Source organism: Vibrio sp. Evd11 (genome assembly GCF_900382755.1).
GTDB lineage: Bacteria > Pseudomonadota > Gammaproteobacteria > Enterobacterales > Vibrionaceae > Vibrio > Vibrio lentus.
In genome coordinates this window covers 25,361-40,030 of record NZ_OSDX01000031.1, presented here as the reverse complement: position 1 = coordinate 40,030, position 14,670 = coordinate 25,361, and the positions used below count along the sequence as shown (strand labels likewise).

General features: G+C 42.8%; 8 protein-coding genes. 1 reads left to right on the top strand and 7 read right to left on the bottom strand.

What is annotated here, in order from left to right:
* Positions 1-133: 133 nt before the first annotated feature.
* The 7 genes from ED652_RS14205 to ED652_RS14175 all read right to left on the bottom strand — a co-directional run bounded on the left by ED652_RS14205 (position 134) and on the right by ED652_RS14175 (position 12,762).
* Positions 134-4,975, bottom strand: a complete 4,842-nt coding sequence (locus ED652_RS14205; RefSeq protein WP_122055236.1) for an NAD-glutamate dehydrogenase — start codon at positions 4,973-4,975, stop codon at positions 134-136.
* Between the two features lie 228 nt (positions 4,976-5,203).
* Entirely contained in the window at positions 5,204-5,422 is a 219-nt protein-coding gene (locus ED652_RS14200; protein WP_122055235.1) for a DUF2835 domain-containing protein, read from the bottom strand.
* Positions 5,423-5,765: 343 nt separating this feature from the next.
* Positions 5,766-8,372 carry an aminopeptidase N gene (gene pepN, locus ED652_RS14195; RefSeq protein ID WP_122055234.1) on the bottom strand — a complete coding sequence of 869 codons (2,607 nt, stop codon included), beginning with the start codon at positions 8,370-8,372 and terminating at the stop codon, positions 5,766-5,768.
* A gap of 218 nt (positions 8,373-8,590) precedes the next feature.
* Positions 8,591-9,274 (bottom strand): hypothetical protein, encoded by a 684-nt coding sequence (locus ED652_RS14190; protein ID WP_122055233.1) that lies wholly within the window; start codon positions 9,272-9,274, stop codon positions 8,591-8,593.
* A gap of 263 nt (positions 9,275-9,537) precedes the next feature.
* Positions 9,538-11,532 carry a carboxy terminal-processing peptidase gene (gene prc, locus ED652_RS14185; protein WP_122055232.1) on the bottom strand — a complete coding sequence of 665 codons (1,995 nt, stop codon included), beginning with the start codon at positions 11,530-11,532 and terminating at the stop codon, positions 9,538-9,540.
* A 17-nt stretch (positions 11,533-11,549) separates the two neighbouring features.
* Complete coding sequence (gene proQ, locus ED652_RS14180; RefSeq protein ID WP_009846654.1) at positions 11,550-12,173, bottom strand: RNA chaperone ProQ; 624 nt, start codon at positions 12,171-12,173, stop codon at positions 11,550-11,552.
* A gap of 97 nt (positions 12,174-12,270) precedes the next feature.
* Positions 12,271-12,762: a GAF domain-containing protein gene (locus tag ED652_RS14175; RefSeq protein WP_122055231.1), complete on the bottom strand. Its 492-nt coding sequence runs from the start codon at positions 12,760-12,762 to the stop codon at positions 12,271-12,273.
* Between the two features lie 89 nt (positions 12,763-12,851).
* Here ED652_RS14175 and ED652_RS14170 point away from each other — a divergent pair, with 89 nt between their 5' ends.
* Positions 12,852-14,648, top strand: coding sequence for an ABC transporter ATP-binding protein (locus ED652_RS14170; protein ID WP_017110703.1), 1,797 nt, complete (start codon positions 12,852-12,854; stop codon positions 14,646-14,648).
* Positions 14,649-14,670 lie beyond the last annotated feature (22 nt).

Here is a 14,670-nt window from a genome sequence, read left to right as displayed (position 1 = left end):
TTTATCAAGCATAAGTGACTCAACGAAATAATTGGACACGTCATTTACTATTCAGCAATACGATACTGTTCAGCCAAACGAAAAAGGCAGGCCATTAGGTCTGCCCTTGTTTCTTTTCGTTTTTATCTAATCGCTAGTCTGTCGACATGCAGTTTAGATTCAATAGCATCAATTCACGTAGTGCTACTGAGAACTTGGCAAACTCATGAACCGAACCCACTTTGAATTCGTTCAAGATGCTTTCCCAACGATGTAAAGACACAGAATTACTTTCCATCCAATCATCGAGCGCTTTAATCACATCGATGTCTGAAGCACAACCGCAGTTAAGCACTTGGCCAGTTAGCTGACGTTGTTGCCAATCCAGATCTTCTCTGAATGCTGCACGTGCCAGCGCTTGCCAGTTGTTGTCTACTGCTTGACCATTGATTTGCTTCAAGAACCAGTGCAAAGACAAACGGTCACCGAGGTTGAAGTAAAGCTTAGACGCTTGTTGTACTGTTTTACCTGTTTCACGAGCCACTGTGGATATATCCAGTGCTGAGTACAAGCTAGACAAACGCGCAACTGAATTAGCCAACTCAGCGTTTACGCCTTGGTCAATCCATAATTGTGCCATTGCGTTGTGCTCTTCTACTTCCGAAGCCACTAGGTTTTCATCCAGTTTCTCTGTGATAGTAAGAACATCGCCTTGGTAAAGTTCAATCAGTGCTTTCACTGACTGTTTACCTGTACGGTTTCTTAACAACCAACGCGCCAAGCGACGAAGTGTACGACGAACATGGTAGATCAATTCGTATTGAGCTTCAGAACTTGAAACATTATCCAGTTCACGGATGCTCTTCAGAACATGACCAAGACCGTAGATTTCACGTGATGCTGCGTAAGCATTTGCAATATCAACAATATTTGCGCCCGTCTCTTCTTGTAGACGAGTGACGAAGTTACAACCCATCTCGTTAACCATTTGGTTAGCCAGTGCCGTCGCAATGATTTCAGAGCGTAGTGGATGGTTATCCATATGCTGAGAATAGTTACGACGTAACGCTGTTGGGAAGTATTGCATAAGCTGTTGAGCATGGAATTCATCATTAGCGATATCATCACTAACAAGATCTTCTTTAAGCACCATTTTTCCGTAAGCAACAAGTACAGAAAGCTCTGGTCTTGTTAGGCCTTGGCCCTGCTTTTCACGCTCAAGCAGTGTTTCGTCATCTGGGATGTATTCCAAACCACGATCCAAGTACCCTGCTTTTTCCATAGTATGGATGAAGCGGATTTGCTCTTTGACTAAGCCAACACCTTGATGCTCAGTAACCGAAATAGACTCAGCTTGGCAATATGCGTCGTCTAGTACGATTTCGCCTACTTCATCTTCCATCGATTCAAGCACTTGGTTACGTTGCTTAACGGTTAGATCACCGTTAGAAACTAAACCATTCAAGAAGATCTTAATGTTTACTTCATTATCCGAACAGTCAACACCACCAACGTTATCAACGAAGTCAGTATTAACGCGGCCACCCGTCAGCGCGTATTCAATACGACCCAATTGAGTCATACCCAAGTTACCGCCTTCACCAACAACCTTAGCTTTCAGGTCACGGCCATCGATACGAAGCACGTCATTTGCACGGTCACCTACGTCAGTATGAGTCTCGTTTGAAGACTTAACGTACGTACCGATACCGCCATTCCAAAGAAGATCAACCTGCATAGACAAGATCGCTTTGATCAAGTCATTTGGTGCCATTGATGCTTTCTTAGTACCTAGCATTTTCTGAATTTCAGGCGTCAAAGAGATAGACTTCGCCCGACGAGAGAAGATGCCACCACCTTGAGAGATAAGATCTTTGTTGTAATCTTCCCAGCTTGAGCGAGGTAGATTAAACAAGCGCTCACGCTCTACCCAGCTTGATGCTGATTCTGGATTCGGATCGATGAAGATATGCATGTGGTTAAACGCAGCTTGCATACGAATATGCTTAGACAACAGCATGCCGTTACCAAACACATCGCCCGCCATATCACCTACACCAATAACGGTGAAGTCCGTTGTTTGACAGTTGATGCCCATTTCACGGAAGTGACGCTTAACGGATTCCCAACCACCTTTCGCGGTAATACCCATCGCTTTATGGTCGTAACCGTTAGAACCACCAGAGGCAAATGCATCGCCTAACCAGAAGTTGTATTCATCAGATACTGAGTTTGCGAGATCTGAGAACGTTGCTGTACCTTTATCGGCAGCAACAACCAAGTACGGATCATCTTCATCGTGACGAACAACACTCTTCGGTGGGATAACCTCGCCTTCAATGATGTTGTCTGATACGTCTAGTAGTGCACGGATGAAACGTTTATAACAACGTTGACCTTCAGCGAAGATCTCATCACGGCCAGACATCATGTGCTGACGCTTACAAACGAAACCACCTTTTGCACCAACCGGTACAATTACTGTGTTCTTAACTTGCTGTGCTTTAACTAGGCCTAGAATCTCAGTACGGAAATCCTCTTGACGGTCTGACCAACGTAAACCACCACGAGCGACTTTACCGCCACGTAGATGCACACCTTCAATGTCTGGTGCGTAAACAAAGATCTCAAACGCAGGAACCGGTGCTGGGATATCTGGAATCTCGCTTGGTCTCATTTTCAGAGCCAACCAAGGTTTAGACTGTTTGTTGTCGTCTAACTGGTAGTAGTTAGTACGAAGCGTTGCTGTGATCATTTCCATGTAGCGACGAATGATACGATCATCATCCAAGCTTTCTACATGATCCAACTGTTCAGTGATCTTCTTGATAAGATCTTGTTGGCCTTTCGCGCTGCCCTTCAATTTTGGATCAAAACGCTTGCCGAATAAGCTCACTAACCCTTTCGCTAGATCTGGGTAATGAGACAATGTGTCTTCAATGTATTGTTGACTAAATGGGAAACCAACTTGGCGCATGTAACGCGCATACGCACGTAAGATTGAGATTTCACGTCCAGAAAGAGCAGCACCCAATACCAAGCGGTTGAAACCATCGCTGTCTAACTCACCCGCCCAAATCGCAGCAAAGGCTTGTTGGAATAGATCGCGAGCTTCACGAAGATCAATCGTCTTGTCACTCTTATGCAGCATCGAGAAATCAAGGATCCAATAAGTCACCCCATTGGTCTTGCGTACTTCATAAGGTGATTCACCAATAACGCGCAGGCCAAAATTTTCAAGCATTGGCATAACATCAGACAGATGAATCGGCTCATCACTGTGGTAGAACAATTTCAAACGAACGGCTTTAGAGTCTGCCGCCTCTTCTTGAGGTCGGTAGAAAAGCATGCCAAGCTTGTTGTCTTCACTCAGAGCTTCTAGACGCTCGATATCTGCAACCGCAGAACCCGGCATCATGTCTTCTTTGTACGAACGTGGGAATGCACGCATGTACTCTTTCGATAATGGAAGACCTTTGCTTTCACCGAAGTTAGCAACGATTGATTCAGACAGGCGGTCATCCCACGTAGACGATACTTCCATTAAATTTTGCTCAATTGTTTTCACGTCCACATCCATGTTGTTGTTATCAACACGAACAATATAGTGCGTTCTTGCCAGTGGGCTTTCAGAGAAGTATGTCGTGAATTCAACTTCTTCTTCGCAACCGAAGTATTGCTTCAAGATACGCTGGGTTTGACGACGAAGCTCGGTGTTGTAACGATCTTTTGTTACGTAAACCATGCAGCTAAAGAAACGGCCAAACGGGTCTTTGCGAACGAACAAGCGCAGAAGATCGCGGTCTTGCATTTGTACAACGCCCGTACCAACTTCAAGTAGCTCTTCTTCTCGAGCTTGAAGCAGTTCATCACGCGGATAGTTTTCTAGAATATTGTGCAGTGCTTTGTAAGAGTATGAACCCTGACGGTAACCACTTGCATCTAAGATACGCTCTACTTTCTCGCGAACTAGAGGAATGCTTTCAACGGTTTGGTTATAAACAGCAGAAGTATAAAGACCCGTAAAACGGTGCTCACCGATTACCTTGCCGTTTTTATCAAACTTCTTGATGCCGATGTAATCGTTGTAAGCTGGACGGTGAATGCGTGAAGCCGTGTTGCCCTTTGTTACGATCAATACATACGGTTTTTTCGCTTCTAAGCGCGCCGAGTCAGAAAACTCAGACAGCTTAACGTTACGTACGCGATCCGAATTCGCAAACAAACCAAGACCTTGCTCCTTGGTCGGTTGCAGTTCAGTGTCGCCATTTACAGAAACAAGGTCGTATTCCTTGTAGCCCATAAACGTAAAGTTGTGCTCACCTAACCAACGAAGGAACGCAAGCGTTTCATCAAAGCGCTGACCATCAACTGGAATCGTCTCTTTTTGTTGTTCAACTTGATTTGTGACTTCTTCAAGTCTTTCTACCATTTGTAGCCAGTCATTAACCACAAGACCTGTATCGGTAAAGATATCCAACAGCTCTGTTTTAAGCGCTGTCATTTCAGCTTTGCTGCTAAGACGGTCAACCTCGATATGGAAAAGCGATTGGAATGCACCTTCATTGTTGCTGACACCAACTACACTTCCCTTATCAGAACGGGAGATTTGTGTTGGGTTGTGAAGCATAAGGTGAGAAGAGAGATCGAGGCGAGTTAATGCCATTTTTACAGAATCAACGAGAAATGGGCTATCTGGTACCACTATCTCAACGATAGTGTGAGTCGATTGCCAGCCTTGACGACTTACTGTCGGGTTAAAAACACGGACAGAAATTTCGTCGGCTTTCTTTTCATTGATGTGATGCCATAAGCTAACTACAGCACCGTATAAATCGGATTCGTTTCTCTGAGTTAGGTCGTCGTGAGAAACGTTACTAAACAAGTGTTGAGCAAGTTGAGTTACGAGAGGTCGATGAGCAAGGTCAAGTTTGTCTTGAATCAGTTTGTACACTTTTTCAAGTAAAACTGGAACCACAGTTTCACGTGCGGTCATAGTCACACTCCACAATTAGAATTATATTTTATTATTAGGGGGCTTACTTAAGCTGGTGTTTGAATTGAGCCGTTAAGCTCTTTCCTACTAACGAGTTAAGTAAAGGTAATGCATTCATTTATTGTAAAAGCATTATTGAGAAATAGTTAATTGTTTTGGAGGTGGTAGGAGGTGAAATGTTTGATTATGTGATTAAGATTCCTTTTAACTCACTAGGCACGCCAAGGTTTACAGAGCTTCTAACTTAATAAACTTATTTTTTTGGTCAGTTGTCAGTCTAAACTGCCCTCTAACCCCTATTTGTGTAAGAAATGGTCTGAACCGAGTTGCAGGTAACTGTAAACGTAATCCGGTTGTTGTGATCACTTGGACTTTACTTGCCGCACCAGAATAGCTGGCCAAAAACTGCTGATATGAGATGTTAAGTTGGAAAATATAGTGTTTCATACGATACCTGTACAAATATACAGTGCCGGTATTTTCTGGCACAAAACGATGTTTAACAGTGGAAATGTTGAACGGCGAAAATTGTTTAAAGGTGAGAACGTCTAAGTTTGACAGCTTGTCTAAGAGACTAACCTTACATTGATTCTGATTTCTCTTAATGTTTAAACAAAGGTTTAGCTTAAACAATGATTTTTGCCTAAGCAACCAATCTTGTTTGCAAAACGAGTACCCAAAAACAAAAAATCAGTGGCAGATATTCTCTACCACTGATGGTTTTTCGGTATTAATAAACAGTTTATTAGTAAGCCGCTATTAGCAAACAGTTACCTGAATGAGCGCGAACTTAAGCCTCTAGTGCTTTCGTCACTTTCTCAAATAAGTCTTTTGCTAGGTTGTCCATGTTCTTTAACGTCTCAAGTTCTTTTCTGATCAGAACTTGACGGGCATCGTCGTACTTACGGAACTTAAGTAGAGGGTCAATCAAACGAGAAGCCACTTGCGGGTTGCTGCTGTTCAGCTCACGTAGGATCTCACCAGCAAACGCATAACCTTGTCCTGACTTGTCGTGGAACTGAACCGGGTTCATGTTTAAGAACGAACCAACCAAGTTACGAGTACGGTTCGGGTTCTTCAAACTGAACGCTTGGTGTGACATAGACGCCTTAATCACCTCAAGTGCGTTTGAACTCGGGTTTGTTCCTTGAAGAGCAAACCATTTGTCCATGACAAGACCATCGTGTTTCCACTTGTCACTGTAATCCGCCATTAAAGTTTCACGACATGGGAGTTGTGCACTGTTCGCCGCGCCCATTGCTGCCATGGTGTCTGTCATGTTGTTCGCTTGCTGATACATAGCAACAACCAAGTCATTCCCCTGCTCAGTAAAAGCTAAGTAACTTAGACAAACTTTACGCAGAGTTCGCTTACCAATTGAATCGTGGTCGATCGTGTATTCTGTCAACGCGTTGCTGTGGTAAACCGCAGAAAGTTCATCTTCGAGCTCTTTCGCTAGCATCACTTTCATCGCTTTCAATACAGATGCAACAGCATCGATATCGACACGCTCATACCAACCAGACACTTCATTATGACTTGGTAAAGAAAGCATCTCTGCAATAAACGCTGGCTCTAAAGAATCACTAAGCAGTACGCCACGGAATGCATCAACAACAGAAGCTGAAAGTTCAAACGCTTGACCTTGTTGAACCTTCTCAACGTTACTACGGATGTACTTCGCCAATAGCATTTGACCCGCATCCCAACGAGAGAACTCATTGCGAGCATTCACCATCAGGAAGATCAGCTCTTCATCTGAATAATTGTATTCTAATTTCACTGGCGCAGAGAATTCACGAAGTAGCGATGGGACCGGTTGCTCGTTTACATTCTCAAACACAAACGTTTGTTCCGCTTCTTTCACATCTAATACATTGTGAACTGGCTGGCCGTTACATTGTAACTCAATCACGTCACCCGACGTTGCGTATAGTTCGATGTCTAGAGGAATATGCAGAGCCTGCTTTTCGGTTTGCTCATGAGTTGCCGCTGTTACTTGGCGAGTCGTTAACGTGTACTCTTTTTTCTCTGCGTCGTAATGGCTTTCAACAGACAGCATCGGCGTACCAGACTGGCTGTACCATAAACGGAATTGAGACAGATCAACACCCGATGCATCTTCCATTGCAGCTACGAAGTCTTCACATGTTGCCGCCGTGCCATCGTGACGTTCAAAGTACAGCTTCATACCTTTTTGGAAACCGTCTTCACCCAACAATGTGTGGATCATTCGGATCACTTCACTGCCCTTTTCGTATACCGTCAATGTGTAGAAGTTGTTCATTTCTATCACTTTTTCTGGGCGAATTGGGTGAGACATTGGGCTCGCATCTTCAGCAAATTGTGGACCGCGTATAGTTCGAACATTGTTGATACGGTTTACTGCACGAGAACCAAGATCAGAAGAGAACTCTTGATCACGGAATACCGTTAAACCTTCTTTCAAGCTCAACTGGAACCAATCACGACAAGTGACTCGGTTACCAGTCCAGTTATGGAAATATTCGTGACCAATGACTGCTTCAATACCTAGGTAGTCAGTATCGGTTGCTGTTTGGTCATTCGCTAAAACGAACTTAGAGTTAAATACGTTTAGGCCTTTGTTTTCCATCGCACCCATGTTGAAGAAATCAACGGCTACGATCATGTAGATGTCTAAGTCATACTCAAGATCGAAACGCTCTTCGTCCCATTTCATTGAGTTAATCAAAGAAACCATCGCGTGGTTTGCGCGGTCGAGGTTGCCTTTGTCGACAAATATTTCTAGGTCAACATTACGACCTGATTGTGTGGTGTATGCGTCACGAAGTACATCGAAGTCACCCGCAACTAAAGCAAACAAGTACGCTGGTTTTGGATGTGGGTCTTGCCATTTCACCCAGTGACGACCATTTTCAGCTTCACCTTCGTCTACTCGGTTACCGTTACTAAGTAGGAATGGATTCTCTGTTTTGTCTGCGATAACCGTTGTCGTGAATTTCGCCAACACATCTGGGCGGTCCATGTAATATGTAATACGGCGGAAACCTTCAGCTTCACATTGAGTACAGAATGCACCACCCGATTTGTAAAGGCCTTCAAGAGCACTGTTCCCTTCAGGGTTAACTTCAGTCACGATCGTGAGTGTGAAATCTTTCGGTAGTCCGCTCAGTGTCAGTTGAGTTTCAGATTGCTCAAATTGCGTCCACTCTTGACCCTCAACTAAAACAGAAACCAACGTCAAACCTTCACCATCAAGTACTAATGTCGAGCTTTCTTTCTCCTGCTTAACACTAGAAACAGCGGTAATGATGGATGCTGAATCGTACAAATCGAAAGTAAGATCGATTTCAGAAATAGTGTGAGATGGTGATTGATAATCTTTACGATACTTGGCTTGAGGTGTATGTGCCATGACGGGTTCCTTTTGATCGTTATACGTAATTATTTTTTAACTGTATATATCTAAAGGTTGAGCGCCAATAAAACAAGGGGAATATTAAAAAAAGGAGGCATTGTAGGAAAATGCCTCCATGTTTTGCTATTTTATCAATCAAATCAGACAGGAACGGCTAAGAAATGAACTGTGAACCATATTATCAACGAACCCGACTTTGTAGCGAGATATCGTGCTTATCGAATACGATTTAGCACCGCGAACATGTCTCCTTCTTCACCTTGAAGCGTCAATACATCACTGTTTAATGTGTAACGAGTACCATGTTCGCCATTTTCATACAGTAGTACTAGCTGGTCGCCTTCCGTGTAATACACTCCACGACGAACCACTTCACTGCCCACTTCATCAGACACTCGGAACATAAACACAAAGTCAGGTTGGAGTACTAGATCCATTTTTTGGATATTACTTGCACGTAAATCACTACCTGAAAGTTCAGCACTCGACCAAATACCAGCCAGTGCATTCGGTAAGGCTTTAGTAAACATGACGCCATTGAGGTTCAACATATTATGGTTACTGCTGTAGGCGTAAACTTGAGGCTCTGAGGTATTCAAACCCAAAATAATTGTGTCTTCATTGGCATTATACAAACCTTCCCAATGGTCGACACTATAATCTTTCTTTTGAATATCAATGGAGAATGAGTAGTTTGAATCGAGGGTAAGCTTGATTGCTCTAAAATTTTCAGTACCTTTTTCAGGGGCTGAGTTCATCAAATACCAATCACCAAGTAACAAAGGAAGGTCAAAATGAGATAGATTGCTATCACTTTTTGATTGTTGATCGCTCGGAGCGACCTCACTCCCAAAAGCAACAAAACTTAAACAAGATAAAAATAGTAGAACCCATTTCATACGCACGCCCTCGTTTTTTTTAAGCTTAGGCACGTAATGAATAGAAAGCGAAAAAATATGATCCAAGTCACTAAATTTTAAGTGCGAAGTAACTGGGTGACATAATTACTCGCAAAAACAGCTCTTAAAAATGAGTAATTCAGAATATTTTCAAGCTTAAATTGACAAAGAAACACCTTATTTTTGTCAAATCCCAGATACAAAAAAAGCGAACCTAAGCTCGCTTTTTACCAAACGCCACCTTTAACAAGGTACGTTAGGGTCTATTTCTTTATCATATCTACCATGATAGCGACTGACTCATCAAGATAGGCGTCTGGGGCTTCGTAGTCTTTAGGAATATCATCTAACGTTTTAAATGCCTCTAATTTAGCGGCTTTTTGACGTTGGTTGATACGCTCTAAACGAAGCACATCTGCATCATCACTTTCTTGCTGACGTACCTTTTCATTCAAAGAAAGGTCGTTATCGTCTTTATCTGCCTTATATTTTTCAATATCTTGCGCGATAAAGCTAAATTCCATGTCAGTAGCAATGCGAGCTTGATGTTGGGCAGTCAAAGCAATAATTTCTTCATCGTTACGCTGTAACACTGCGTAATTTGCTTTATCAATACTGTCCCAAGGCAGAGCATTATCTTCAACACTTTCACCAGTATCAGCAGGATCAATTGGTGTTGGGTAAGCAATATCAGGTACTACACCTTTGTTTTGCGTACTCCCACCATTGATTCGGTAGAATTTCTGGATTGTGTATTGAACGTAGCCCAACTCTTTATCGAATAAATCATAGATATGATTCAAAGAGCGATGTTGTTGCACCGTTCCTTTACCGAAAGAGTTTTCGCCAAGGATGATTGCACGACCGTAATCTTGCATCGCTGCCGCAAAGATCTCAGAGGCTGAAGCACTATAGCGATTGACCAATACCGTTAGTGGGCCTTGGTAACTAATTTCGCCATCAGTATCACTGTTCACTTTGACACGACCGTAGCTATCACGCACCTGAACAACGGGTCCCTCTTTGATAAACAAACCAGAGAGTTCGGTTGCTTCAGTAAGTGCACCACCACCGTTGTTTCGTAGATCAACAATAATACCTTCAACACCTTGCTCTTTAAGCTCAGAGATCAGTTTGTCGGTATCTTTAGAAAGGCCAACATAGAAGCTTGGTACTTCTAGTACACCAATCTTCTTGCCATCTTTCTCGATAACTTCTGATTTAACAGCGCGGTCTTCTAAACGAATCTTATCGCGTACAATTGTGACAACGTGACTTTTTGCATCTTTACCATCTGGCAAGATCTGCAGCTTAACTTTAGTCCCTTTCGGTCCTTTAATTAATTGCACTACATCGTCTAAACGCCAGCCGATAACATCAACAATATCTTCGCCATCTTGACCAACACCAACAATACGGTCACCATCGCTCAGTTGTTTGCTATTGGACGCAGGGCCACCAGCAACGAGAGATCGGATAACGGTGTAGTCGTCTGTCATTTGAAGTACAGCACCAATGCCTTCTAGAGATAGATTCATCTCAGACTGGAATTGCTCTGCATTTCTTGGAGAAAGGTAACTGGTATGAGGGTCAACTTCTCGCGCGAATGCGTTCATGTAGATCTGGAAAGCATCTTCGTTGTGCGATTGCGTAATACGCTTCATCGCATTGTTGTAACGCTTTTCCAAAACTTCTTGAATCTCTGGCCACTCTTTACCTGTAAGTTTTAGATTCAACGCGTCGTATTTAACACGCTTCCTCCAAAGCTCATTCACTTCAGCGATATCTTTTGGCCATTCCGCTTCGCTACGATTGAGCTCAATACTTTCATCAGTATCAAACTTAATCTCAGTATCTAGTAAAGACAGCGCATATTGGAAACGTTCAAAACGCTTCTGCATGGACAAATTATAAACATCGAATGCAATTTGGTTATTACCGGCTTTCAGTTGGTCATCAATTTGTTTAGATGAAGTAGCGAAAGAGTCAATATCAGCTTGAGTGAAGATATTACGGTTATAATCCAGCATCTCTAAATAACGATTAAAGATAGCTTGGGAGAAATCATCGTTGAGATTGAAGTGTTTATAGTGGGAACGAGTAAATCGAGAAGTAACACGTTTACTAGCAGTTTGGTGTTGAACCTCAGGAGCGAGTAGAGGTAAATCGTCCTGATTTAATTTGGCTTCAAGAGCCTGAGCTGAAGCTGCTAGCAAAAAGCTAGCAGCAATCAGTGTCAATTTTGAACGGCATTTCATGCGTAGGAGTATCTCCTTTAAGCGCGCAAGTGCTCCGCTTTAACAACCATTTGTAGGCCGTTTGCTAACTGAACACGCACATCTTCCTTATTGATTTCAACAATGGTCGCAGCCATGTTTCCTGTACCCATGTTCACATTTACTTCTTTACCAGTGATAAATTCATCGGCGTTCAAAGCGCGTGTTTCTACAGGCTTTTCTACTTTCGGTGCTTTAGGCGCTTGACGACGAGGCTGTTGAGCTTTCTTCGCTTTAGCTTTCGCTTTGCCTTCGTCACGAGCTTTCTGTGCTTGTTCTTTACGACGAGCCTGAACTTTCGCTTTGCTTTCTGCAAGTGTCGCTTTAGCGTGCTCAACGTGCTCTTCTTCTAGTGTGCCACATACGTTGCCGTCTAGGTCAACACGTTCTGCGCCAGCTTTTACGCCGTGCAGGTAACGCCATGATGATGTGTACTGTCTTAACGCTGCACGAAGCTGAGTCTTACTTACTTTTTCGTCTTCATTTAGACGTTCAGCAAGATCTTGAAAAATACCAATTTTAAGTGGTTTCGCTTCACCTTCTAGAGTAAAGCATTTAGGGAAACATTCAGCAACATATGCGATAACTTCTTTGCTGTTTTTTAACTTTTCAGTGTTTTCCATGTGGGTTCCTGGTTTTTGCGGTTTTCCGCGAGCATTAAGAAAATATTTTTACGTATTATAGAGAGATGCTTGGGAAAAACCACAGTAAGAGAATAATTTATGCCTTGTTCGCGTGCGAATTAAGCAGCTTTTCCACTTCTGCCATGAAAAATGTTAATCCGTCCTCGTCAATTTGAGAAAAACGACCAACATTTGGGCTATCGATATCAAGAACGCCCGCAATTTTCCCGTCAATCGAAAATGGTATAACGATTTCTGAGTTACTTGCAGCGTCACAAGCGATGTGACCTTCGAACTCATGCACATCATGAATGCGCTGAACTGTATTCGTCGCAACCGCAGTTCCACAGACTCCACGCCCTACAGGAATTCGAACACACGCAGGTTGACCTTGGAATGGACCAAGCACAAGCTCATCTTGTTGCATTTGCTTATCTTGCTTCATTAAATAAAAACCAGCCCAATTAAGTTCATCTAATTCCATGAACAATAGTGAGCTAATATTTGCAAGATTTGCAATTAGATCGGTTTCTGATTCAATTAATGCAACGGCTTGTTTGGTTAAGCGTTGGTAATGTTCTATTTTCATATTAACTTCCAATTAAATTGAGACTTCCATTATCAAGAGAACGCAGTAAGATGCGGCCATCAAACTAAATAGGACTTATTCTCATTACAATGAACAATTCAGAAGACACTATTAGCCGTTCTTGGTTGATAACTCAAGTAAAAAAACACAAGTCCAAATTACTGTTTGCTAACTTTGTTGCCATTCTTGCAACCTTAATTAGCGTCCCTATCCCTCTGCTTATGCCACTCATGGTTGACGAAGTTTTGCTTGATAAGCCGGCTTCAGGGTTAGAGATGATGAATCACCTACTTCCAGTCTCGCTGCAAACGCCAACTGGCTATATTGCTCTTACTCTCTTGTTAGTTATCCTGATGCGCTCTGCTAGCCAAGCGTTGAATATTCTACAAGGTCGTCAATTCACTTTGGTTTCCAAAACGATCACCTACCAAATGCGTAGCAAGATGATCGATAAACTTGGCCGCATTAGCATCCGACAATACGAAACCAAAGGCAGCGGCGGGATTAATGCTCACCTTATTACAGACATAGAGACTATTGATAAGTTCATTGGCTCGACCCTTTCTAAATTTATCATCAGCTTCTTAACGGTGCTCGGTACCGCTATCGTCTTACTATGGTTAGAGTGGCGTTTAGGGCTGTTCATTCTACTGGTCAATCCTGTTGTTATTTATTTTTCTCGTAAACTCGGTAGCCGTGTTAAACACCTCAAAAAATATGAGAACCAATCTTTTGAGCGTTTTCAGAATCGCTTAGTTGAAACCTTAGATGGCATCTACCAGCTTCGTGCCGCTAACAAAGAACGTATCTTTCTGGACGAACTGAAAGTTCAGGCAAACCAAGTAAGAATCGACGCCGATAAATACGCATGGCAATCTGAAGCCGCAGGTCGAGTGTCCTTTTTACTGTTTCTATTAGGTTTTGAACTGTTCCGTGCTGTGGCAATGCTGATGGTGTTATTTAGTGATTTAACCATTGGCCAAATTTTCGCAGTCTTCGGCTACTTATGGTTCATGCTCGGCCCTGTTCAAGAGTTATTAGGCATTCAGTTTTCGTGGTATAGCGCGAAGGCAGCGCTTCAACGTATTAACGACCTACTGCTACTTGAAGAAGAGCATCGACCGGTGAGTAAAGTAAACCCGTTCAATGAACACCAAGAAGTGACCGTCGATATTGAAGATGTTACATTCTCTTACACATTAGAAAACACTGTTTTAAATAGGCTATCCTTACACATACCTGCAGGTAAAAAGGTCGCTCTAGTCGGTGCCAGTGGCGGAGGTAAATCGACATTAATACAGTTGCTGATTGGGGTTTATCAAGCCGACTCTGGTTGTATTCGTTATAACGGTGAAACAACGGACGACATCAGCTTTGACGTAATTCGTAATCAAATTGCCGTTGTTTTACAGCAACCTATACTTTTTAATGACACATTGAGGCATAATCTGACCCTCGGCGCCGAATACGATGAAATGTCGCTATGGCGTGCGCTTGAAGTGTCTCAGATGCAAGATGTGATTAAGCAGCTAAGTAACGGTTTGGATACTCAAATTGGTAGGAATGGCGTTCGACTGTCTGGTGGTCAACGACAACGACTGGCCATCGCCCGTATGGTGTTGAGCAATCCGAAGTTTGTTATTCTTGATGAAGCAACATCAGCACTTGATACCGCGACAGAGTCAGCTCTGCACAAAGCGCTAAGCGAATTTTTGAAAGATCGCACAACTTTGATTGTGGCCCATCGATTATCAGCAGTGAAACAAGCTGATCTGATCTATGTTTTAGAAGATGGGCAAGTCACACAGACGGGAACACATGGTGAATTGGTTGAACAACAAGGACTTTATCAAACACTCTATGGCAGTGTGCAATCGCACGCCTGAAGTTTGTCGTTCTAGTAAGTTA

Excerpts from the sequence above, each read along its gene's own strand:
- ED652_RS14205 (WP_122055236.1), bottom strand. The coding sequence starts at position 4,975 with ATGACCGCACGTGAAACTGTGGTTCCAGTTTTACTTGAAAAAGTGTAC.
- pepN (WP_122055234.1), bottom strand. The coding sequence starts at position 8,372 with ATGGCACATACACCTCAAGCCAAGTATCGTAAAGATTATCAATCACCA.
- ED652_RS14175 (WP_122055231.1), bottom strand. The coding sequence starts at position 12,762 with ATGAAAATAGAACATTACCAACGCTTAACCAAACAAGCCGTTGCATTA.
- proQ (WP_009846654.1), bottom strand. The coding sequence starts at position 12,173 with ATGGAAAACACTGAAAAGTTAAAAAACAGCAAAGAAGTTATCGCATAT.
- ED652_RS14200 (WP_122055235.1), bottom strand. The coding sequence starts at position 5,422 with ATGAAACACTATATTTTCCAACTTAACATCTCATATCAGCAGTTTTTG.
- ED652_RS14190 (WP_122055233.1), bottom strand. The coding sequence starts at position 9,274 with ATGAAATGGGTTCTACTATTTTTATCTTGTTTAAGTTTTGTTGCTTTT.
- prc (WP_122055232.1), bottom strand. The coding sequence starts at position 11,532 with ATGAAATGCCGTTCAAAATTGACACTGATTGCTGCTAGCTTTTTGCTA.
- ED652_RS14170 (WP_017110703.1), top strand. The coding sequence starts at position 12,852 with ATGAACAATTCAGAAGACACTATTAGCCGTTCTTGGTTGATAACTCAA.